This window comes from Desulfurobacterium atlanticum (assembly GCF_900188395.1).
Lineage (GTDB): Bacteria > Aquificota > Aquificia > Desulfurobacteriales > Desulfurobacteriaceae > Desulfurobacterium_A > Desulfurobacterium_A atlanticum.
The window spans coordinates 1-21,062 of sequence record NZ_FZOB01000005.1; the positions used below are offsets into that span (position 1 = coordinate 1).

The window sequence follows — 21,062 nt, forward strand, 5'->3', positions numbered from 1 at the left end:
CCTTCCTCTCGACTTTGTCAAGGGCAAGCCGCTATTTTCTCCTGACTTCTCTCAGGAAAACGCGGCTCCGCTTTCCGCGAGGGGTAAATATAGGCGTCTTCAAGAAAGTGTCAACCGTTGTGTTGATATTTTTGCTTCTTAACTTCAACTTATTAAACGCAAAAATATGGAGCGGGCGACGGGACTTGAACCCGCGACCTAAACCTTGGCAAGGTTTCGCTCTACCAACTGAGCTACGCCCGCTTATTTATCTGTTATCTCAAAGAGCAAACAACTAATATAGGCATAGCACAAAAAGTGTCAAGTATTTAGGGTATAATTGCTAAATTAAAATTTGAAACCGGAGAAGTTGAATGCTTGCAAGAATAAAAGAGAAAATAATAAATAACGAAAGGATTTCTGATGAAGAAGCTATCTATTTATTGGAAATAGAAAATCTTTTAGAATTGGGAATACTTGCAAACTTCGTTAGGAATAAACTTCATCCTGACAAAGCTGTAACATTTGTCATAGACAGAAACATCAATTACACCAATATATGTATCTGTAAATGTAAATTTTGTGCATTTTATAAAGAAAAAGAGGATAAAGGAAGCTATATCCTCTCCAAGGAGGAATTGAAAAGAAAAATAGAGGAAACCATTGAGCTTGGTGGAACAGCTATTTTAATTCAAGGTGGACTACATCCAGACTTAAAAATTGAATTTTTTGAAGAGATGCTTCTTTTTATTAAAAAACATTTTCCGGAAATCCACATACATGGATTCTCTGCTCCAGAAATTTTACATATAGCAATAAACTCCAATATTTCAGTGAAGGAAACTATTTTAAGGCTAAAAAAAGCAGGGCTTGGTTCAATTCCAGGAGGAGGAGCAGAAATACTGGTAGACAGAGTAAGGGAAAAGATAGCTCCCTTAAAAGCAAAAACAAAAGAGTGGCTTAATGTCCATAAAACAGCGCACAAATTAGGACTTAGAACAACGGCTACAATGATGTTTGGAAGTGTTGATACTGATGAAGATATAGTTTCTCATCTTAAAGTTATAAGGAAGCTTCAGGATGAAACCGGCGGATTTACCGCTTTTATTCCCTGGAGTTATCAACCAGATTTTACAGAACTTGGAAGAGAAGTTAAAGAGAAAGCTTCAGGGATAAGATATCTAAAAGTTCTTGCAGTTTCCAGAATATACCTTGATAACATAGAAAACATTCAAGCTTCATGGGTTACTCAGGGTGGAAAAATAGCGCAGGTTGCACTTAAATTTGGAGCCAACGACTTCGGTTCATTGATGATAGAGGAAAATGTGGTTGCCGCAGCTGGAGTAAAATATCGGTTACCTCTTTCAGAAATTATCAGATTGATAAAGGACGCAGGTTATAAACCGGTTCAAAGAACAACCCTTTATGAAAAGATAAAGGAATTTTGAGGTTTAAAAATGAAGGTATCCCTTTTTGATTATGAGCTTCCTGAAGAACTTATAGCAAAAGAACCGGCAGAGCCAAGAGACAGTGCCAGACTGCTTGTTCTAAACAGAAAAACCGGAGAGATAGAACACAGAATTTTCAGAGATATTATTCATTATATGAACAAAGGAGATGTTCTTGTTATAAACAATACGAAAGTTATACCTGCAAGATTGATCGGAAAATTCCCCACCGGCGGCAGTGCAGAAATATTTTTAGTAAGACAGATAAAGGAAAATGTCTGGGAAGTTATTGGAAAGCCGGGAAGGAAACTTAAACCCGGAAAAAAGGTTATTTTTGACGAAAATTTTTACTGTGAAATCGTTGAGCGGAAAGAAGAAGGCAAAAGAATCGTTGAATTTTTCACAACTGATGGAGAGGCAACCTTAAATAAAATTTATAAAATTGGAAAAATGCCCCTTCCACCTTATATAAACAGAGAGGAAACAGAAAAAGATAAAGAGGAATATCAAACTGTCTTTGCAAAAGAGGAAGGAGCAGTAGCAGCACCAACAGCAGGACTCCACTTTACAGCAGAACTTCTTGAAAAGCTTAAAGAAAAAGGTGTAATAATAAAGGAAATAACTCTTCACGTCGGACTTGGAACATTTAAACCTGTAAAAGTTGAAGAAGTTGAAGAACATAAAATGCACTATGAAAGTTATAAAGTACCAAAAGATACAGCTATTGAAATAGAAAAAGCAAAAAAAGAGGGAAGAAGGGTAATAGCTGTTGGCACAACAGTTGTAAGAACTCTTGAAACCTGCTTTAACGAAAAAGGAATAGCTACATCACTTGAAGGTTCAACAAATCTTTTTATATATCCGGGATATAATTTTAAAGTAATTGATGGATTGATTACAAATTTTCATCTTCCAAAATCAACTTTACTTATGCTTGTGTCAGCTTTTGCAGGCAGAGAGAGGATACTAAATGCGTATGAAGAGGCTGTTAAGAAAAGGTATCGTTTTTTTAGCTATGGCGATGCTATGTTTATCTATTAAAGCTTTCGGTAAAGAACAGACAAAGGAGTTTTACCCGATGCACAACTACAATGTTGAAGGAACAGATTACGATTTTAACGGGGAAGAACTTAAATACAGCTTACACTGGTGGATTTTCCACATAGCTGATGCAAAAAGCTGGATTACAAAAGAGAATAAAAACGGAATTCTCTATTACAAATTCCAGTCAAAAGTTAAAACCGCAGGTGTTGTAGCTTTTTTTAAAGGCGTTGAAGATGAAGGATACAGCTTATGGGATACAAGATTCCTCTCACCAAGAAAAACTTTCCTTTCCCAAAGAGAGAAAAGGTACATAAGAGACAAACTTTTCAGTTATGACCTTGAAAACATGACTCTTACAGTTGTATCAAAAAAGCCGGGAGAGAAAGAGAAAATTAAAACTTACGAGATACCGGCAATCCCTGTAGAAGATATAATGACAGGAATCTATTTCTTCAGAAAATACGGAATTTTTGAAATCGGAGCAGAAACAGTATTCCCGGTATTTACAGGAAGCAGATTTATAAATACAAAAGTGAAAGTTTTAAAAAAAGAGAAGGTAAAAGTGCCTGCAGGAACCTTTGAAACCTTCAAGTGTGCCCTATCAGGAGAAGTAACTCCGAAAGGTGTGTTTAAAATGGATAAAGATGTCTATATGTGGCTTACAACAGATGAAAGGCACCTTCCTGTTAAAATTGAAGGGGAAGTTCTCATAGGTTCTGTCGTTGCAGAACTTATAAGGTATAAAAAAGGAGTGAAAAAGTGAAACCTGTAGTAAACATAAAAACACCGTTTCTAACCGTAGATGGAATAATAAATATTCAGGATGATAAAGGAAATTTTACAGGGGTTGTTCTCATTGAAAGAAAATATCCTCCCATCGGTCTCGCTCTTCCCGGCGGATTTGTTGACTACGGCGAAACTGTGGAAGAGGCTGTTATAAGAGAAATGAAAGAAGAAACAGGACTTGACGTCATCATATTAAGACAGTTCCATGTATATTCAGATCCAGCAAGAGACCCAAGACAACATACCGTATCTGTTGTATTTGAATGTGTGGCACGGGGAACACCACAGGGGCAGGATGACGCAAAAAAAGCAATAGTTGTTCCATACAAAGAAATTCCTTTTGAAAAGCTTGTGTTTGATCACAAAAAAATACTGATAGATTACCTACATAACAAAAATGCAATATTTAAGTAGGAGAGAGCATGGGATTTAGAATAATTATTCTTGCAGCAGGTAAAGGAACAAGATTTAAATCTGACCTTCCAAAGGTTTTACATAAAATTTTAGGAAAACCGATGCTGTGGTATGTTATAAAAGCTGCTGAAAAAGCAGAAGCGGAAGAGATAGTTGTGGTTGTTGGACATAAAAAAGAGATGGTTGAAGAATTTATAAAAAAAGAAGGTTTTAAAAATGTAAAAACTGTTGTACAGGAAAAGCAGCTTGGAACCGGCCACGCAGTCAGCTGTGCAGAACACCTATTTGAGAATTACGATGGGAAAATTATAGTATTAAACGGAGACTCCCCTTTAATAAAGAGTGAAGATATAAAAAAGCTTTCAGAAATCGATAGCGATATGGTGGTTCTCACAGGAGAAACAGACAATCCGACAGGATATGGAAGAGTTGTAAGGGATGGAGATGAGGTCTTAAAAATTGTGGAAGAGAAAGATGCAACAGAAGAGGAGAAAAAGATAAAAGAGGTAAACTCTGGAATCTATGCTTTTTCATCAGAACTACTTTTTGAAGCTCTAAAAGAGATAGACAACAACAACGCTCAGAAAGAGTACTATCTTCCTGATGTTTTAAAGATATTTAAGAGTAAAGGATTAAAAGTAAAAGCGGTAAAAACAAATGATTTTGATTCAATAATGGGTGTAAACAACAGATACGAACTGTCCAAAGCTGAAGAGCTACTAAAAAGGAAACTTATAAAAGAGCTTCAGCTAAGCGGCGTTACCGTTCACAATCCAGAAAGCTGTTATATTGAGCCGGAAGTAACTATCGGAAAAGATACAGAAATCTTTGCCCCGGTTTACATAAAAGGAAAAACAGTAATAGGTGAGAACTGCACAATCGGAGCTTTTACCGAAATAGTTGACTCTGTTATAGAATCTGGTGCAACCATCAAATCCCATTCTCACATTGAGAAAGCACACATAAAGGGAGCGGCAGGTCCATTCTCAAGAATAAGAGAAGGCACAGTAATAGAAGAAAACTCCAGAGTCGGAAGCTTTGTTGAAACAAAAAAGGCAATACTTAAAAAAGGAGCCAAGGCAAACCATCTCACATACCTTGGAGACTGCATAGTTGGAGAAAACACAAACGTAGGTGCAGGAACAATAACCTGCAACTACGACGGTTTCAATAAATGGAGAACAGAAATAGGAAAAAATGTTTTTGTTGGAAGTAATACTCTATTCATAGCTCCTGTAAAGGTGGGGAACAACGCAATCACAGCAGCCGGCTCTGTTATCACAAAAAATGTGCCAGAAAATGCCCTTGCTATAGCAAGATCAAAACAGATAAATCTTGAAGGAAAAGCAGAAACTATCAGAGAGAAAAATAAGAGGTTAAAGGATGAACATTTTAAAAAAGATAGTTGAATTTAAAAAAGCAGAAGTTGAAAAGCGAAAGAAGGAGATAAAGTTTGAAGCGGTAAAGAAGATAGCAGAAACATCAGAAACTCCGTTCAATTTTAAGAAAGTTTTTCCAAACGACAGAATTAATATAATAGCTGAAGTTAAAAAAGCATCTCCTTCTAAAGGTGTAATCTGTAAAAATTTCAACTATATAGAGATAGCAAAAGCTTACGAAAAAGGCGGAGCTGCCGCTATTTCTGTTCTAACGGATGTAGAGTTTTTTAAAGGTTCGCCACTCTACCTTAAAGAAATTGCCGAAACCGTAAAACTTCCAGTATTAAGGAAAGATTTTATAATAGACCCGTTCCAGATATATGCAGCAAAAGCCCTGGGAGCTTCATCGTTCCTTCTTATAGCAGCCATTCTTGATAAGCAGACACTTGCAGATTTTATCTCTCTTGGAAGAGACCTTGGGATGGAACCGCTTGTTGAAACACACACAGAAGAGGAAATACGAAAAAGTCTTGATGCTGGAGCCGCAATAGTGGGAATAAACAACAGGAATCTTGAAAATTTCACCGTTTCCCTATCAACTTCTATTAAATTAGCACCGATAATAAAAGATGCCGGTAAAATATGTATTTCCGAAAGCGGAATTAAAAGTAAAGAGGATATAGTGAAATTAAAAACAGCGGGAGTGGACGGATTTCTTATAGGTGAAACCCTTATGAGAAGCTCTAACCCTGAGGAGATGTTAAGAAAATGGATAGAAAACTGATACATTTACTCACTTTTATACTATTTATATCCCTTTCACCGAAAACAGTCTTCGCAGACTGGTATATCCTTCTACCACCTGATAAAAGGCCTGGAGGAGCACAAACAGAGGAGAAAAAAATTGAGCAGAAACTAAACAAACAACCGTACAAAACTGAAAAAAGCAAAATTCCAGCACCAGATTTTAAATTCAGAACCATAAACAAAATTTTCACTCCAGAATCCCTTAAAGGTAAAAAGGTTATACTCTTCTTTTTTGAAAATCCCTATTCACCAGAAACAGAGGAACTTATAAAAACCCTTGACAGAATAGCCTCACAAAAAGACGTAGTTATACTCTGCGTGGACACAAACGATGCAGATTTTTCAATCCTTGAAAAATACAAAAAAGATATGAATTTAAAAAATCTATTTTTAACGGCAGATTCCTTCCTGCTCAAAAAATTCAAAGAACAGGTAAAAATCAAAAAACTTCCAGCGTCTATTTTCATAGATAAAAACGGATTTATACGATTCTATGCAGACAGGATAAACAGCAAAGATATAAAGGAATTTGAAACCAATATTGTGAAAATTTTGAAAAAATTATAAAAGTGAAAGCGGCCGAAGCCGCAAGCTTAAATCAATTAGCTTTCACTATCTTTCCAGCCTTAAGACACTTTGTGCAAACCCAGATTCTCTTCTTTTCACCGTTCACAACCGCTCTAACCTTTTGAAGGTTTGGTTTTTGCCTTTTACTTGACACTCTGTGAGAGTGACTTACCTTATTAATAAAGATTGTTTCCTTACCACATACAGCGCATTTAGCCATAATCTCACCTCCTTATCTAATTGCAAGGTGCAAATTTATCATCAAATATTATTATTGTAAAGGGGATAAACTCTTTTTAAATACTGGCAAAATTAAATATCTCCGAAAAGCTCATCCATAACACTTTTCACAGGAGACTCTTTGGTAAGAAGGTCAATTCCACACCTTAAGTTTGCAAGAAATCCAAATGCTTCCTCCACATACTCCTTCGGAATAATGGAACCGTGCTGTGGAACAATAGCATCTATAGGGAAAGGTTTAACCTTATCCACAAAATACTTTAAAGCTTTCTGAGAAGCCATATAATAAACATGAAAATACATCATATCTTTCTTATGCCTTTCCATATCTGTAACAACAAGCTGCCACTTAGGCTGTATAGCTGCAAAAATATCACTTGAAAATAGAACTTTAGCACCTATATCATACGTAACAAAAGCATCAGGAAAGTGAAGAAAAGGAGATGTTAAAAATAGAAGACCGTTTCCGTTGCCAAGGTCAAGTATAGTATCATCAAGAGGACTTACATCAAGCCATTTAACTTTTTCCCTATCAAACCCAAAGTAGGGTAGCAAAACCTTGGTTCGCGGCGTAGTAATAAGCGTTACATCAGGATTTATCTTAAACCACATAGGAATGGAACTTGAAACATCAGGATCTTGATGATGAGAAACTATATGGGTAACTTTTGAAGGATCACCTAAAACTTCAGTAACTCTCTTCTTAACCTGATTAAAATGTAGCACTCCGCCAGGATCAATAAGAACATTACCTTTTTCAGATACAACAAGATAAGCATTACACCTGAATATATGATTTTCAGAACTTCCTACCCAAAAAATCTTATGATTTTCACTATCATAAAGCAAAACAGGTTTATCTATATCAAAATTACCAGACTTTAGTTCTCCTATTTTAAGTCCCATAGCTTCTCCTTTAGACAAGTTCTTTTAAATACTGCTGAAGCATAAATCTTGTATAGCCAAGATTTGCATCACTTTTTAAAACAGCCACCTGAAAAACTTCTTCGTTGTAGTAAACCCTTACAAGAATGAAAAGTTCGGTGGTGCTCATCAAAATCTCTTTCGGAATACCCACAGAATACTCTCCAAGAATCCTATACATCTTTAAATATTCTTCCACAACCTTCTGAACACTCCCTATAATTTCAGAAACCGATTCACCTGCTGAATCTATAACTTCACCGCTAAACCTAACAGCTGCATAACCTGAAATAAAAGGAATTTCATCCATCGCTTTTTGTGCAATACCCATCATCCCTCCTGAAGTTAAAATCTGATTATTAATATTAACCCTTATTTGTGAATTAACAAACAAAATAGTGTCTCGCTTACTTTAGTATAATCTTTCCACTAAACTTAAAGGAGGAAAAGCAATGGAGATGGAAAAAACTTATAATCCTGCACTGTTTGAAGATAAATGGTACTCCTACTGGCTTGAAAAAAAATATTTCCACGCCGACGAAAAAAAAGTTTTAAAAGGTGAAAAAGAAAAATTTAGCGTTGTTCTTCCTCCTCCAAACGTTACAGGTGTACTTCATATAGGCCATGCTCTGAACTCAACACTTCAGGACATCGTATGCAGATGGAAAAGAATGAAAGGTTATGAAGTGTGCTGGATACCAGGAACAGACCATGCAGGTATAGCAACCCAATGGGTTGTGGAGAAACAGCTGGCACAGGAAGGCTTAACACGTCACGACATCGGAAGAGAAAACTTCCTTAAAAGAGTATGGGAATGGAAAGAATCCTGCGGTGGAAGAATAATCAATCAGCTAAAAAAACTCGGAACTTCCTGTGACTGGGATAGAGAAAGATTTACAATGGACGAAGGTTTTTCAAAAGCTGTAAGAAAAGCTTTTGTTGAACTTTATAAGGAAGGGCTTATATACAGGGGAAAAAGGCTAATAAATTGGTGTCCCAGATGTCACACAGCCCTTTCAGACCTTGAAGTTGAACATGAAGAGGAGAAGGGATACCTATGGTACATAAAATATCCTGTGGTGGGAGAAAAAGACAGATACATTGTAGTAGCAACCACAAGACCTGAAACTATGCTTGGTGATGTTGCCGTAGCCGTAAATCCAGAAGATGAAAGATACAAAGACTTGATAGGTAAAAAACTGCTTCTTCCAATCGTAAACAGAGAAATACCTGTAATAGCTGATGAATATGTTGACATGGATTTTGGAACAGGAGCTGTGAAAATAACACCGGCTCATGACTTTAACGACTTTGAAATAGGAAACAGACACAATCTTACACCTATCCAGATAATGGATGATTGGGCAAAAATTACAGTAGAACCGTTTAAAGGAATGGACAGATATGAAGCAAGAGAAGCCATAGTAAAAATGCTTAAAGATGAAGGACTGCTTGAAAAGGTTGAAGAGCATACCCATGCAGTAGGACACTGTTACAGATGTAAAACTGTAGTGGAACCTTACCTTTCAGACCAGTGGTTTGTTAAAACAAAACCCCTTGCAGAAAAAGCGATAGAATCTGTAAAAACAGGAGAGATAAAATTTATCCCGAAGCAGTGGGAAAACACATTCTTTGACTGGATGTACAACATAAGAGATTGGTGCATATCAAGACAGATATGGTGGGGACACCGAATTCCTGTCTGGTACTGTAACGATTGCGGACACCTTACAGTGACAGAAGAAACACCTGAGAAATGTGAAAAATGCGCAAGTAAAAACATAGTTCAGGATGAAGACGTACTTGATACATGGTTTAGCTCGGCGCTCTGGCCATTTGGCACTCTCGGATGGCCTGAAGAAACAGATGACCTTAAAGCGTTTTATCCCACAGACCTTCTTGTTACAGGCTTTGACATTATCTTCTTCTGGGTTTCCAGAATGATGATGATGGGTTACCACTTCATGAAAGAGAAGCCGTTTTCAGATGTTTATGTTCACGCCCTTGTAAGAGATGAAAAAGGGCAAAAAATGAGTAAAACAAAAGGAAACGTTATTGACCCTCTTGATATGATTCAAAAATACGGTGCTGATACCTTAAGATTCACCCTTTCCTCCCTCGCAGCACAGGGAAGAGATATAAGATTATCAGAAAAAATAATTGAAGGATATAGACACTTTGCAAACAAAATATGGAACATAGCCCGCTTTATCCTCACAGCCACAGAAGGAATAGATATTGAAGGGGAAAGAAAATTAGCCCCTGAAGACAGATGGATATTATCCAAGCTCTCCGAAACAGCAAAAGCTGTTGATAAAGAACTTACAAATTACCGGTTTAACGACGCATCAAAAGCACTTTACCAGTTTATATGGGGAGAATTTGCCGACTGGTACATTGAATTCTCAAAAAACAGAATTTATAAAGGAACAGAAATAGAAAAAAGAACAGCTGCATACATTCTATTTACCATCTTAAGAGATTCTTTAAAGCTTCTCCACCCGTTTATGCCGTTTATCAGCGAAGAGATATACCAGAAACTTCCAAATAAAGATGCTGAATCTATAGTTATAGCCCCATGGCCTGAAGAAGATTACAACTTTGAAGAGAAAGAAACTGTGGAAAAAGTAAAAGAGATAATCCGCGGAATAAGAAACGTTAAAGCTGAACTAAACATTCCGCCTTCAACAGCCGTAGAAATAGCAATAAATTCAAAAGATACAAAATTATTAAAGGTTATAGAAAACATGGACGCTGCTATCAAGCAACTTGCAAGAGTTAAAGAGATAAGCATTACACCAGAAAAACCGGAAGGAAGCATCTCATTTTTCCTCCCCAGAACAGAAGTGTATGTAAAAATTGGAGAACTTATAGATGTAGCAGCAGAAATTGAAAAGATAGAAAAGAAACTTAAAGCCCTTTCCAAAGAGATTGAAAAGCTTGAAAGGAAACTCTCCAACGAAAATTTCCTCTCCCGTGCACCTAAAGAAGTTATAGAAAAGGACCGCAATAAACTCGAAGAAACAAAAGAACTGTTTAATAAACTTAATACAACCCTAACCCAGCTTAAAAACTTTTAAGAAGCCCCAAAAATTGGGGCTTCGCCCTTCTATTGATTTATCAAGATTAAAGGATAAATTTTCCCTATCTGAAAGTTAACCTGTTTCGAGGTAAATATGAAAAAAAGCTGTTTCTTTCTGTTTTTCTTTGTGATTTTATTTACAATCTCAGGATGTGAAACGAAGCAGGAAAACTTTTCAGAAAAAAGGTATGAAAGTTCCGTAAAAACCAAACCTGCCCAACTTGAGAAAAAGGTAGAAAGTGAAACCTTCTGTGAAGAAATCTCAGCAACACCAAACTTTAACAAAGAAAGACTCCTTAAACTTCCTCCACCTAAAAGAAAAAAACTTTTTATATCCATAATAACACCTGCTGTTCTTAAAGCAAACTGCATAATAGAAAAAGAACGAAAAGTTTTTCTTAAAATCAAAGGAAAAATAGAATCAGGAAAACAGCTAACAGAAAAGGAAAAACAACTCCTTGAAAAACTTAAAAAGAACTACGAAAGCAATGACCTAAACGAACTTTACTACAGAATAAACACCCTGCCTCCAAGTATAGTTATAGCTCAAGCTGCCATAGAAAGTGGCTGGGGAACATCTCGTTTCTTTATAGAGGGAAATAATCTCTTTGGCATATGGACATTTTCAAACAGCACAGAACACATCAAAGCAAAATACGGAAAAGCAAAAGTTAAGAAGTATAAATCCCCTCTCTACTCTATAGAAGATTATTACCATAACATCAATACTGGATGGGCGTATGAAGAACTGAGAAAAGCACGGTTAAAGACAAAAGACCCATTAATACTTGCAGACTATCTAAAAAATTACTCTATATTAAGAGAAGAGTACGTAAGGAGGATAAAACGTGTTATCACAAAAAACAATCTTCAAAAGTTTGATAAATGCACTTATACTAACTGCACTATTGACCTTTAAAGCATACAGTTCAAGTGCAAATATACTCATCTATCACAAATTTGACGAAAAAAACAGCCCATCCACTTCTGTATCAATGAAAGACTTCAAAATGCAGATGGAATACTTAAAAAACAACAATTACAACGTCGTTTCCCTGAAAGAAATCATTGACTACCTGAAAACAGGAAAACCCATTCCTCCTAAAACAGTTGCCATAACCATAGATGACGGCTACCGCTCCACAATGAAAGCTTTTAAAATACTAAAAAAATATAACTTCCCCTTTACTTTATTCCTATATGCAGAAGGAATCAGCAGACATTATCCGGCATATCTCACACCTAAAGAACTAACAGAGATAGCTAATTATCCAAAAGTTTCCTTTGGCAACCACTCATACAGCCACAAACGATTTGCCAAACTCATTAAAACAATGGATAAAAAAAAGTATAAACAACTTATAAAACAAGATACACTAAAAGCTCAGGAAATCATAAAAAAATTAACAGGAAAAAATACATCTTTCTACGCCTTTCCCTACGGTGAATACAATAAAACCTACATAGAAGCACTAAAAGAACTGAACCTTTTCAAGGGAATATTCTCTCAAGACAGTGCCGCAGTTTCAAATCTAACCCCCGTATATCTCATTCCGAGAAAACCGGTAGTTGGAAGCTGGAGCACAATGAGAAAATTCAGAAAAATGCTTGAAAAGGAAGCCCTACCTGTTATAAAACACAATCCACCGGCAGATTACATAAAAGAAAACTTAATAAATATCTACGCCGAAATAGAAAACCCGGAAAACTACAAAAACTGCCACATCTACATATCAGAAAAAGGCTGGATAAAAGCAAGAAAAATCGGCAACAGAATAGAAAGCACAAAACCTTTAAAAATTACAAGATGGAAAAACAGAATCTCCATTGAATGCTACAACAGAAAAACCGGAAATTTTGCCAATTATATCTGGATGATAATCCACTGAAAAAAAGAATCCCGTCCATAAAAAGGACGGGAACAGTTTATTTCTTCAAAAACACAGCTTCCCAGCAGGGTCTTCTGCTGTAAGTGGTATGAAGAAGCTTATGAGCCTTCTCTCCGCCAATTTCACCTAAAAACATCTCATACGCAGCTTTTATATAAGGATTTTCATGAGATTTTCTGAGAATTCTTTTCTCATCATCACTGTAAAGACCTTCAGCCCTTTTTCTCAAAATATCTTTTGTCGTCGGAATAGGCTGACCGCCGCCGCCGATACATCCGCCGGGGCAGGCCATAACTTCAAAGAAATGGATATCAACTTCCTTATTTTTTATCATCTCAAGAAGACGAACCGCCGCAGACAGAGTGTGCGCTACTGCAACCTTTATTTTTTTATCTCCGACCTCAACATCGGCAAATTTTAAATCCTCAAATCCCCTTACAGATTCAAACTCTATCTTATCAAAAGAACCGCCTGACAGCCAATCGGCAGCCGTTCTCAAAGCTGCTTCCATAACACCACCTGTTACACCGAAAATCGTTCCTGCACCTGTATATTCACCAAACGGTTTATCAGCTTCATCTTCCGGTAAATCTCTGATATCTATATTAAACATCTTTAAAAGTCTTCCCAGTTCTCTTGTGGTTAAAACAATATCGGTATCCCCTGCAAGCTCATCTCTTGCAGCTTCATACTTTTTAGCTGTACACGGCATAACAGTAACATGAACAATGTTTTCTTTTGAAATACCCTCTTTTTCAACCATATAAGCCTTCACAAGAGCACCAAGCATCGCCTGAGGAGATTTACAGGTTGAAAGATAAGGAATAAACTCCGGATAAAATCTTTCAACAAAATTCACCCATCCCGGACAGCAGGAAGTTGCCATAGGTAAAGGCTTATCCCCTTTTATCCTTTCTATAAGTTCATTTGCTTCCTCAACGATTGTAAGGTCAGCACCAAAGTTAACATCATAAACCCTGTCAAATCCAAGCTTTCTTAAAGCTGAAACAAGCTTACCTACAACAACCGTTCCAGGCTCCATTCCAAAAGCTTCCCCTATTGCCACCCTTACAGAAGGCGCAAAAGAAACAAATACTGTTTTCTTTTCATCTGCTAAAACTTCAAGAACCTTATCTATATCATCTCTCTCTGTTAAAGCTCCTACGGGACACCTAACAACACACTGACCACAAACTATACAGGGTGTTTCATCCATAGAAACAGATTCCGGCGGCTCAACCGTAGCTTCATGCCCTTTACCGACAAATCCGTAAATCCCTATTCCGGGAATAAGCTGACAGGTTGATATACATCTTTTACACTTAATACACTTTGCAGGTTCACGGCTGATTATGGAGTTATCCTTAAACTCAATTTCACAGAGCTCTGGAAAGTCAAACTCAGGAAGCCCCATATACTTTGCAACTTTCTTTATCTCACATGTTTCGTCCCTTTTACATACAGGACATTCTACTTTATGGTCAGCAAGAATCATCTCAAAAACAGTCTTCCTCACATCTCTTACGAACGGAGAATCTGTTATTACTTCCATCCCTTCAAAAACTTCAGTAATACAGGCCCTTAAAAGTGTCCTCGCTCCTTTAACCTCAACAACACACAGGCCACAATGTCCACCTTCACTAATCCCTTTCATAAAACAGAGAGTTGGAATGTAAATGCCAAGCTTATTGCACACATCAAGAATAGTCTGCCCGGATTCCACAACATAATTTTTCCCGTTTATTTTTAAATTCACGGTTTTAGCCATCATTACCCCCTTTTATATGGGCAAGCCACTCCTCTTTAAACTTTTGAATAGATTGATAAACTATATTGGGTGCCGTCTGTCCAAGACCACAGAAGGATGCCTTTCTCATTCCTATTGAAACCTTTTCTATCTTCTCAAGATCTTCAACTGTCCCTTCACCTGTCTTGATTTTGTGAATCAGCTTACATAAAGTAACCGTTCCAAGACTACAAGGCCTACATTTTCCGCAGGATTCTGTTTTAAAAAATTCCATAATATTCTCTGCAACATCAACAATATCTCTTGTCTCATCAAGAACAATAACCGTCCCACACCCAGGTCCTGCTTCAATAATACCAAGAGACTTATAATCAACAGGAATATCCACCTCATCACTTCTAACAAGCGTTCCTGAAACACCACCTAAAATAACAGCTTTAAGTCTTCTGTTATGTCTTATTCCACCTGCAAGATTGATGATTTCCCGTAATGTTGCTCCGAAAGGAATCTCTATCAATCCTCTCCAGTTTATATCCCCGGAAAGAGAAAAAAGTTTCGTTCCATGAGAACCTTCCACTCCAAACTCTAAAAACCTATCAGCACCTTCATTTATTATAAAAGGTAAATTTGCAAGGGTTTCAACATTATTTACTACTGTAGGTTTTCCATAAAGTCCTTTTTGGGGAGGAAACGGAGGTTTCTTTCTCGGCTCTCCTCTCTTTCCCTCTATCATCTCAAGAAGTGCTGTTTCCTCACCGCAAATATACGCACCGGCACCCCTTTCTATAACCATATCAAAGGAGAAATCGGTACCAAAAATATTTTCTCCAAGAAAACCTTTCTCATAAGCATCTTTTATAGCTTTCTCCATCCTTTTAATTGCATGAACATAATCACATCTTATACACACTATAGCTTTTTTTGCACCAACAGCATATCCGGCCAGAATTGTTCCTTCTATTAAAAGATGGGGAGAATCCTCCATTATGATCCTATCTTTAAAAGTTCCAGGTTCTCCCTCTTCACCGTTAACAACTATATATTTAACATCTGAGCTCTCTTTAGCAGCAAGTTCAAGCTTTAATCCTGTTGGGAAACCTGCTCCACCTCTTCCCCTTAACTGAGACTTTTTAACCTCCTCTATAACCTGCAAGGGAGTCATCTGCGTAAGGGCTTTTTTTAAAGCACTGTATCTTCCTGCTTCTATACATTTTTCTATATTTTCAGGACATATTTTCCGTGCATTCTTAAGAATTATAGGTTCACCAATAACTTTAAAATCAATCATTCCTCTCCTCCATATAGCCCCTTAAAACCTCCTTCACCTTTGCAGGGGTAAGATGACCGTAAGGCTTATTATTGATAAGAATAACAGGAGCAATGGCACACAACCCAAGACACGATGTTTTTTCAAGATAAAACTTACCGTCAGGAGTTGCTTCTCCAAAATCTATTCCAAGATACTCCTTTATAGCCTCCACAACCTCCTCAGCTCCTTCTATATGACACGGAAGGTTTTCACAAACCCTTATAAGATACTTTCCACGAGGTTTATTTGAAAGTCTCGGATAAAAAGAGATGATAGAATATATTTCTGAAGGACTTTTAGAAAACTTTTTTGCCACATCAAGAACCTTCTCAGACGGAATATAATGGAACCCAGATTCTTCCTGAATCTTCAAAAGTTCCTCAATTAAAAAAAGATTATCCTCTTTCATCACACCCTCACAGGAAGTTTTCCCCCATTTTTACAAAATTTTTACAAGATAGTCAAATTTTGCTACAATAGAATTGGTATATACAGCCTTTTTAGCCCAACATTTTGACAGCAAGATCAACAGCTGAAATGAAACTTTTTACACTGGCTATCCCCTTTCCAGCAATATCATAAGCAGTGCCATGACCTACAGAGGTCCTAACAAAAGGCAGTCCAAGAGTAACATTAACAGTTTCTTCAAAGCCTGTTAATTTCACGGGGATCAATCCCTGATCATGATACATGCAAAGAACAGTACCAAATTCACCAGAAACTGCCCTGTTAAAAACAGTATCCGAAGGGAAAGGACCGTAAACTTTCAGCCCTAAATCTCTGGCTTTCTTTATGGCAGGTTTAATCACTCTTTCCTCTTCATCACCGAATAAACCACTCTCCCCAGCATGAGGATTTAAACCCGCAACAGCAATCTTCTCTCCAGGAAAATATCTATCTATAAGAAGAAGCTTTTTAAAAATAGAGTCAGACGAAATCCTGTTTGCAACTTTATTCAGAGGGATATGAGTTGTTTCAAGAACAACTTTCAACTTACTATTTGCAAGCATCATGGCAAAATCTTTAATCTTAAACTCAGATGCGAAGTATTCTGTATGTCCAGGAAAGTTGAAACCAGCAGACTTTATAGACTCTTTATTTATAGGAAGAGTAACAATAGCATCTATACCGCCGCTTTTAACTGCAGATACCGCAGATTTAAGATACTCAAACTGAGCTTTTCCAGCTTCTACTGAAACTTTCCCGGGTATAAAATCAGAAACGGAACAAACATCTTCAAAAAAAACATTTCCCGGGAAACTTTCCAGCGATATCCCCAGCAGTCTTGAGTAAAAGTCTAAGACCGCTTTTGAACCATAAACTTTAAAAGAAACATCATATTCTTCTAAATAGGTAAGACTTTTTATAAAAATCTCTGGCCCAACTCCGGCCGGATCTCCAAGAGTTATCCCAACTTTTTTTATAGAACTCCTCCATTGTTATTTTCGTCATCACCAAAATCTGAGTCAGGAATTGACGTCCTTCTTATAACCTCCGAAACTATCCTTTCACCTAATGTTTTAAGCTCCTCAGAAAGCTGTTTCAGTTTATACTTAAGTTCAACATTTTCCTGCTCAAGAGCCTCACATTTTTCCGTTAATTCCTGAATTTTCTCCTCATAATCTGTTTCCATCTTTTCAAAAAGTTTGAAAAGTGAAACTGAAATGTTCTCAAGCTCAGCTTTATAGCTATTTTCATTTACGCTTTCACTGTTATTTAAATTTTCTTTATTTTCCATATATTCCATGATTTTCCTCCTAAAAGTAACTTATGATTTTAAATTAATCTATTCCTGCAAAGTATATTCTACCATCAAAAACACCATTTATTATAATAGTTTTCAAATTTAACAAGGAGGGAAGGATGATAGGAACTCCTCTTTTTGAAAGTGCAGACAAAATTTTACTTCTTGGAGCTGGAGAACTCGGAAAGGAACTAACTATTGAAGCTCAAAGGCTCGGAATAGAAGTTATTGCTGTTGATAGATACCAAAACGCTCCAGCAATGCAGGTTGCCCATAAAAGTTATGTAATTGATATGCTTGATGGTGAAGCCATTAGAGCGATTGTGGAAAGAGAAAGACCAGAACTTATAGTCCCTGAAATAGAAGCTATACATACCCCTACTCTTGAAGAACTTGAAAAAGAAAACTATATGGTAATACCAACAGCAAAAGCAACACGTTTAACAATGGATAGAGAAGGAATAAGAAAACTTGCTGCTGAAAAACTTGGACTAAAAACTGCAAAATATACATTTGCAGACTCTCTTGAAGAACTTGCAAAAGCAGTAGAGTATGTAGGCTTGCCTGCCGTCATAAAGCCGATAATGTCTTCCTCAGGGAAAGGACAAAGTATTATAAAAAGAAAAGATGAGATAGAAGAAGCGTGGGAATACGCTCAAACTGCAAAAAGAGGGCTTGGAACAAGGGTAATAGTTGAAGAGTTTATAGAATTTGACACAGAAATCACTCTTTTAACAATAAAAGCTGTAAATGGAACATTTTTCTGCGAACCAATAGGACATCTTCAGGTAAAAGGAGATTACAACGAAAGCTGGCAGCCTGCAGGAATAAGCGAAGAAGCAAAAGAAAAGGCTAAAGAGATGGCTAAAAAGATAACCGATGAACTTGGTGGACTTGGAGTGTTTGGTGTAGAACTTTTTATAAAAGGAGATAACGTTATCTTCAGCGAAGTTTCACCCCGTCCCCACGATACAGGTATGGTAACAATGATAACCCAAGATATGAGTGAATTTGAACTGCATCTGAGAGCTATTTTAGGGTTCAATCTCAATCCACCAAAACTTCTTTATCCTGCCGGAGCTTCAAAAGTTATACTTTCATCTGTTGAAGGATGGAATCCAAAATATAAAGGAGTAGCAGAAGCGATGGCAATGGAAAATGTTAAAGTAAGACTCTTTGGAAAACCGAAAGCAACACCCGGTAGAAGAATGGGAGTTGTATTAGCATCGGGAAGCAATGTAGAAGAAGCAAGAGAACTGGCTAGAAAAGCAGCAGAAAAGATAGAGGTAGTTTTGTGAAAATAGACATAATTTCGGATCTGCATCTTAAAGAAAAAGGGGAAATAGAAGCAGTAAAAGGTGCGGGAGAAATAATAGTAGTAGCTGGTGACATAAGCAATAACATAGAGATTGTCGCCAGCTACCTGAATTTTCTATCTAAAAACTACAAAGCGGTTCTCTTTACACTTGGGAACATAGAGCTCTGGCATAAAAACCCTGCAAACCAAATTGAAACACTTAAAAACTCTGTTAACAAAAATGTTTATCTCCTTAACTTTTTAAGATGCATCAAAATAAACGGCAAAAGGATAGTCGGAGGGCTATATTTCTCAAGAAACTTTTTAACACCTAACGATAAAGAAAAAATAGCCAACGGAGACAACTCTTTTCTAACAAAACTTGAAAATACATCAAGAATAAACCTTCACAAAAAAATAAAAACCTTTAACCCGCAGATAGTTATAACCCATTATCCACCAGTTTCCACAAGAAACATAAAAAAACTAAATACAACCAAAATTGACAACTTTAACCGTATATGGATTTTCGGTCATTACCACCAATTTACAAATTTCTTTGGCAAAGATGAATTTAACAAAGATACACTTTATATCTGTAACTGCAGTAAAAAGCCTTTAAGTATAGAATTTTAATTGGCCTTTTACTTAAATAATTAGTATAATTTAAAAATCAAACAGAACTTCAGAGATAATTAGTATGAGGCTAAAAGAGATACTGCTTAATCTTAACATAACCGAAGACAAACTTAATAACCTTCAAAGTTTAAAAAAATATATAAAACCAGAAGACAAAGAGAAGATTATCAACACACTTTTAGAAAAAATTAAACTTCTATATCACAAAGGGACAAACCATTATTACAGCAAAAGCTATACCGATACATTTAAAAAATTACTCTCAGAATTTATAGACTCCATTTTAACGGGAAACATTAAATTGATTGAACTCCAGATAAAAAATATAACCAACATACACCACAACAGAAAAACAGAAAAGTTTTTAGAAGGGTATCTTCAACTCATAAAACTTATTCTTGATGAAATTCACCCCCCTAAAAAAGAGGAAGAAAACTTTAAACTCTTTGTGATGATACTTATCATAATACTCTTTAACTTCGTAATTGAAAAGTTCAAATATGAAAACTCGCAAGAGATAGACAATATTACAAAACTACACTCCAAAAGTTTATTTTTTAATAAGTTCCACGAAATTATAGAAAAAACTAATACAATAGCTTTAATTGACATTAAAGAATTTAAAAATATAAACATTTTTTACGGATTCCAGACCGGAAACACCGTACTTTCCATCTTTTCAAACTTACTACAATCATACTTTCCAAATGCATTTATAACAAGAATCCAGAATGATGAATTTCTTTTATTATCAGAAAAAGACTGTAATACTGTATATTTAAATTTAAGAAATCTGCAAAATGAACTTACAAAACACCCACCGGCCATTCCAATAGGAAAAACATCTGAAAACATCCTTTTAACATTTTCAGCCTCTGTTATTGATGAAAGTTTCTGTCCTACAGGCGATCCGGATTATCTTTTGTGGGTACTCTACGAAGGAATGAAAAAAGCGAAAAAAAATAAAAATGGCATAAGCATACTATACCCGAAAGAGATAACCAAATCTATTTTAGACAGAAAACTTATGCTAGATGTTATAGACTCTTTAAAAAACGAAAATATAAAAGCAGGACTCCACGGAATTTATCACGTTAAAGATAGCAATAAAATTCTTTTTAAAGAAGCTCTTGCAAGAATCAAAGTAAAAGACACCATAATTGACGCAGAGAAATTCATAAAAGTAATATCAAAAACCGACATAGAAGAGAAACTTGATAGACTTATGGTAAAAAAAATACTGGAATATATAAAAGAGAAACGGCCAGATTTCAAAATTTCCATAAACTTATCCTCAAACTTCATGCAGGATAGTTTCAGCTGGTTTCTGGATACATTAAAATTCTTTAACATAGATGAAACCCAAATAGTCGTTGAATTAACCGAAAGAGATGATATTACAGAAATTCCCCGTATAAAGGATAAACTTTCTATTCTCAAGAGAAGGGGAATATCTATCTTTATAGATGATTTTGGAATAAAATACGCAAACTATGAACTTTTAAGAGCCTTACCTGTATCAGGTATCAAACTTGAAGGAAGCATCGTTAAAAACATAGGAAACAGCACTCTTGATAAACACTTTATAACATATACAATAAAGCTTGCAAAAGAGAAAAAATTAACTCTTGTTGCCGAATTTGTGGAAAATGAAGGAATCAAAAAAACATTAGAAAAAATAGCAGAAGAAGAAAACTTTGAAAATTTATACTGTCAGGGATTCCTGTTTGAGAAAGTAAATCTTATTTGAAAAAGGAGCAACTTTTC

At 36.1% G+C, this 21,062-nt stretch carries 21 protein-coding genes and 1 tRNA gene; 13 read left to right on the plus strand and 9 right to left on the minus strand.

Annotation, left to right across the window (positions count from 1 at the left end; genetic code table 11):
* Positions 1 to 167: 167 nt before the first annotated feature.
* Positions 168 to 243: transfer RNA gene (locus CHB58_RS04390), tRNA-Gly, on the minus strand.
* Positions 244 to 353: 110 nt separating this feature from the next.
* Here CHB58_RS04390 and mqnC point away from each other — a divergent pair.
* Genes mqnC through CHB58_RS04425 form a run of 7 tightly spaced genes read left to right on the plus strand, consistent with a single transcriptional unit; the run spans position 354 to position 6,424 of the window.
* On the plus strand, positions 354 to 1,427 hold the full coding sequence (gene mqnC, locus CHB58_RS04395) for a cyclic dehypoxanthinyl futalosine synthase (protein WP_089322900.1): 1,074 nt from the start codon (positions 354 to 356) through the stop codon (positions 1,425 to 1,427).
* Between the two features lie 9 nt (positions 1,428 to 1,436).
* Positions 1,437 to 2,468 carry a tRNA preQ1(34) S-adenosylmethionine ribosyltransferase-isomerase QueA gene (gene queA, locus CHB58_RS04400; protein ID WP_089322901.1) on the plus strand — a complete coding sequence of 344 codons (1,032 nt, stop codon included), beginning with the start codon at positions 1,437 to 1,439 and terminating at the stop codon, positions 2,466 to 2,468.
* Positions 2,398 to 3,234, plus strand: coding sequence for a DUF3108 domain-containing protein (locus CHB58_RS04405; protein ID WP_089322902.1), 837 nt, complete (start codon positions 2,398 to 2,400; stop codon positions 3,232 to 3,234). Before queA ends, CHB58_RS04405 begins: the two co-directional genes overlap by 71 nt.
* A complete protein-coding gene (locus tag CHB58_RS04410) occupies positions 3,231 to 3,671 on the plus strand; it encodes an NUDIX domain-containing protein (protein WP_089322903.1) in 441 nt (146 codons plus the stop codon). Before CHB58_RS04405 ends, CHB58_RS04410 begins: the two co-directional genes overlap by 4 nt.
* 8 nt (positions 3,672 to 3,679) lie before the next feature.
* A complete protein-coding gene (gene glmU, locus CHB58_RS04415; protein ID WP_089322904.1) occupies positions 3,680 to 5,080 on the plus strand; it encodes a bifunctional UDP-N-acetylglucosamine diphosphorylase/glucosamine-1-phosphate N-acetyltransferase GlmU in 1,401 nt (466 codons plus the stop codon).
* Positions 5,055 to 5,834 carry an indole-3-glycerol phosphate synthase TrpC gene (gene trpC, locus CHB58_RS04420; protein WP_089322905.1) on the plus strand — a complete coding sequence of 260 codons (780 nt, stop codon included), beginning with the start codon at positions 5,055 to 5,057 and terminating at the stop codon, positions 5,832 to 5,834. The genes glmU and trpC overlap by 26 nt, the downstream gene beginning before the upstream one ends.
* Positions 5,819 to 6,424 (plus strand): TlpA family protein disulfide reductase, encoded by a 606-nt coding sequence (locus CHB58_RS04425; RefSeq protein WP_089322906.1) that lies wholly within the window; start codon positions 5,819 to 5,821, stop codon positions 6,422 to 6,424. The genes trpC and CHB58_RS04425 overlap by 16 nt, the downstream gene beginning before the upstream one ends.
* A 31-nt stretch (positions 6,425 to 6,455) precedes the next feature.
* On the opposite strand, the gene rpmB is transcribed toward CHB58_RS04425, so the two are convergent.
* From rpmB to CHB58_RS04440, 3 genes are all read right to left on the minus strand, one after another.
* Positions 6,456 to 6,644 (minus strand): 50S ribosomal protein L28, encoded by a 189-nt coding sequence (rpmB, locus tag CHB58_RS04430; RefSeq protein WP_089322907.1) that lies wholly within the window; start codon positions 6,642 to 6,644, stop codon positions 6,456 to 6,458.
* A gap of 92 nt (positions 6,645 to 6,736) precedes the next feature.
* On the minus strand, positions 6,737 to 7,570 hold the full coding sequence (locus tag CHB58_RS04435) for an oxygen-binding di-iron domain-containing protein (RefSeq protein ID WP_089322908.1): 834 nt from the start codon (positions 7,568 to 7,570) through the stop codon (positions 6,737 to 6,739).
* A 10-nt stretch (positions 7,571 to 7,580) separates the two neighbouring features.
* A complete protein-coding gene (locus CHB58_RS04440) occupies positions 7,581 to 7,919 on the minus strand; it encodes a hypothetical protein (RefSeq protein ID WP_089322909.1) in 339 nt (112 codons plus the stop codon).
* Positions 7,920 to 8,040: 121 nt separating this feature from the next.
* Between CHB58_RS04440 and CHB58_RS04445 the strand changes: the two genes are divergently transcribed.
* The 3 genes from CHB58_RS04445 to CHB58_RS04455 all read left to right on the plus strand — a co-directional run bounded on the left by CHB58_RS04445 (position 8,041) and on the right by CHB58_RS04455 (position 12,559).
* A complete protein-coding gene (locus CHB58_RS04445; RefSeq protein WP_089322910.1) occupies positions 8,041 to 10,668 on the plus strand; it encodes a valine--tRNA ligase in 2,628 nt (875 codons plus the stop codon).
* Between the two features lie 96 nt (positions 10,669 to 10,764).
* Positions 10,765 to 11,589, plus strand: coding sequence for a glucosaminidase domain-containing protein (locus CHB58_RS04450; RefSeq protein WP_089322911.1), 825 nt, complete (start codon positions 10,765 to 10,767; stop codon positions 11,587 to 11,589).
* The gene (locus CHB58_RS04455) at positions 11,519 to 12,559 is read left to right on the plus strand and encodes a polysaccharide deacetylase family protein (RefSeq protein ID WP_219350077.1); all 1,041 of its coding nucleotides are present in this window, start codon (positions 11,519 to 11,521) and stop codon (positions 12,557 to 12,559) included. The genes CHB58_RS04450 and CHB58_RS04455 overlap by 71 nt, the downstream gene beginning before the upstream one ends.
* Positions 12,560 to 12,596: 37 nt before the next feature.
* On the opposite strand, the gene CHB58_RS04460 is transcribed toward CHB58_RS04455, so the two are convergent.
* From CHB58_RS04460 to CHB58_RS04480, 5 genes are all read right to left on the minus strand, one after another.
* Complete coding sequence (locus CHB58_RS04460) at positions 12,597 to 14,327, minus strand: NADH-dependent [FeFe] hydrogenase, group A6 (protein ID WP_089322912.1); 1,731 nt, start codon at positions 14,325 to 14,327, stop codon at positions 12,597 to 12,599.
* Positions 14,320 to 15,594, minus strand: a complete 1,275-nt coding sequence (locus CHB58_RS04465; protein ID WP_089322913.1) for a complex I 51 kDa subunit family protein — start codon at positions 15,592 to 15,594, stop codon at positions 14,320 to 14,322. The genes CHB58_RS04460 and CHB58_RS04465 overlap by 8 nt, the downstream gene beginning before the upstream one ends.
* Positions 15,587 to 16,024: an NADH-quinone oxidoreductase subunit NuoE family protein gene (locus CHB58_RS04470; RefSeq protein WP_089322914.1), complete on the minus strand. Its 438-nt coding sequence runs from the start codon at positions 16,022 to 16,024 to the stop codon at positions 15,587 to 15,589. Before CHB58_RS04470 ends, CHB58_RS04465 begins: the two co-directional genes overlap by 8 nt.
* Before the next feature lie 91 nt (positions 16,025 to 16,115).
* Positions 16,116 to 17,039, minus strand: coding sequence for a 4-hydroxythreonine-4-phosphate dehydrogenase PdxA (gene pdxA / locus CHB58_RS04475; protein ID WP_089322915.1), 924 nt, complete (start codon positions 17,037 to 17,039; stop codon positions 16,116 to 16,118).
* Positions 17,036 to 17,362 (minus strand): hypothetical protein, encoded by a 327-nt coding sequence (locus CHB58_RS04480; RefSeq protein WP_089322916.1) that lies wholly within the window; start codon positions 17,360 to 17,362, stop codon positions 17,036 to 17,038. The genes pdxA and CHB58_RS04480 overlap by 4 nt, the downstream gene beginning before the upstream one ends.
* Positions 17,363 to 17,478: 116 nt before the next feature.
* Here CHB58_RS04480 and purT point away from each other — a divergent pair, with 116 nt between their 5' ends.
* The 3 genes from purT to CHB58_RS04495 all read left to right on the plus strand — a co-directional run bounded on the left by purT (position 17,479) and on the right by CHB58_RS04495 (position 21,045).
* A complete protein-coding gene (gene purT / locus CHB58_RS04485; RefSeq protein WP_089322917.1) occupies positions 17,479 to 18,657 on the plus strand; it encodes a formate-dependent phosphoribosylglycinamide formyltransferase in 1,179 nt (392 codons plus the stop codon).
* Positions 18,654 to 19,292 (plus strand): metallophosphoesterase family protein, encoded by a 639-nt coding sequence (locus CHB58_RS04490; RefSeq protein ID WP_089322918.1) that lies wholly within the window; start codon positions 18,654 to 18,656, stop codon positions 19,290 to 19,292. The genes purT and CHB58_RS04490 overlap by 4 nt, the downstream gene beginning before the upstream one ends.
* A gap of 64 nt (positions 19,293 to 19,356) precedes the next feature.
* A complete protein-coding gene (locus CHB58_RS04495) occupies positions 19,357 to 21,045 on the plus strand; it encodes an EAL domain-containing protein (RefSeq protein WP_089322919.1) in 1,689 nt (562 codons plus the stop codon).
* The last annotated feature ends 17 nt before the right edge of the window (positions 21,046 to 21,062 follow it).

Bases quoted from the DNA above. Each gene is read 5' to 3' on its own strand.
- CHB58_RS04435 (WP_089322908.1), bottom strand. From the start codon at position 7,570: ATGGGACTTAAAATAGGAGAACTAAAGTCTGGTAATTTTGATATAGAT.
- CHB58_RS04495 (WP_089322919.1), top strand. From the start codon at position 19,357: ATGAGGCTAAAAGAGATACTGCTTAATCTTAACATAACCGAAGACAAA.
- CHB58_RS04445 (WP_089322910.1), top strand. From the start codon at position 8,041: ATGGAGATGGAAAAAACTTATAATCCTGCACTGTTTGAAGATAAATGG.
- mqnC (WP_089322900.1), top strand. From the start codon at position 354: ATGCTTGCAAGAATAAAAGAGAAAATAATAAATAACGAAAGGATTTCT.
- CHB58_RS04450 (WP_089322911.1), top strand. From the start codon at position 10,765: ATGAAAAAAAGCTGTTTCTTTCTGTTTTTCTTTGTGATTTTATTTACA.
- purT (WP_089322917.1), top strand. From the start codon at position 17,479: ATGATAGGAACTCCTCTTTTTGAAAGTGCAGACAAAATTTTACTTCTT.
- CHB58_RS04460 (WP_089322912.1), bottom strand. From the start codon at position 14,327: ATGGCTAAAACCGTGAATTTAAAAATAAACGGGAAAAATTATGTTGTG.
- CHB58_RS04425 (WP_089322906.1), top strand. From the start codon at position 5,819: ATGGATAGAAAACTGATACATTTACTCACTTTTATACTATTTATATCC.
- CHB58_RS04470 (WP_089322914.1), bottom strand. From the start codon at position 16,024: ATGAAAGAGGATAATCTTTTTTTAATTGAGGAACTTTTGAAGATTCAG.
- CHB58_RS04405 (WP_089322902.1), top strand. From the start codon at position 2,398: ATGCGTATGAAGAGGCTGTTAAGAAAAGGTATCGTTTTTTTAGCTATG.
- CHB58_RS04465 (WP_089322913.1), bottom strand. From the start codon at position 15,594: ATGATTGATTTTAAAGTTATTGGTGAACCTATAATTCTTAAGAATGCA.
- trpC (WP_089322905.1), top strand. From the start codon at position 5,055: ATGAACATTTTAAAAAAGATAGTTGAATTTAAAAAAGCAGAAGTTGAA.
- CHB58_RS04480 (WP_089322916.1), bottom strand. From the start codon at position 17,362: ATGGAATATATGGAAAATAAAGAAAATTTAAATAACAGTGAAAGCGTA.
- queA (WP_089322901.1), top strand. From the start codon at position 1,437: ATGAAGGTATCCCTTTTTGATTATGAGCTTCCTGAAGAACTTATAGCA.
- rpmB (WP_089322907.1), bottom strand. From the start codon at position 6,644: ATGGCTAAATGCGCTGTATGTGGTAAGGAAACAATCTTTATTAATAAG.
- glmU (WP_089322904.1), top strand. From the start codon at position 3,680: ATGGGATTTAGAATAATTATTCTTGCAGCAGGTAAAGGAACAAGATTT.
- CHB58_RS04440 (WP_089322909.1), bottom strand. From the start codon at position 7,919: ATGGGTATTGCACAAAAAGCGATGGATGAAATTCCTTTTATTTCAGGT.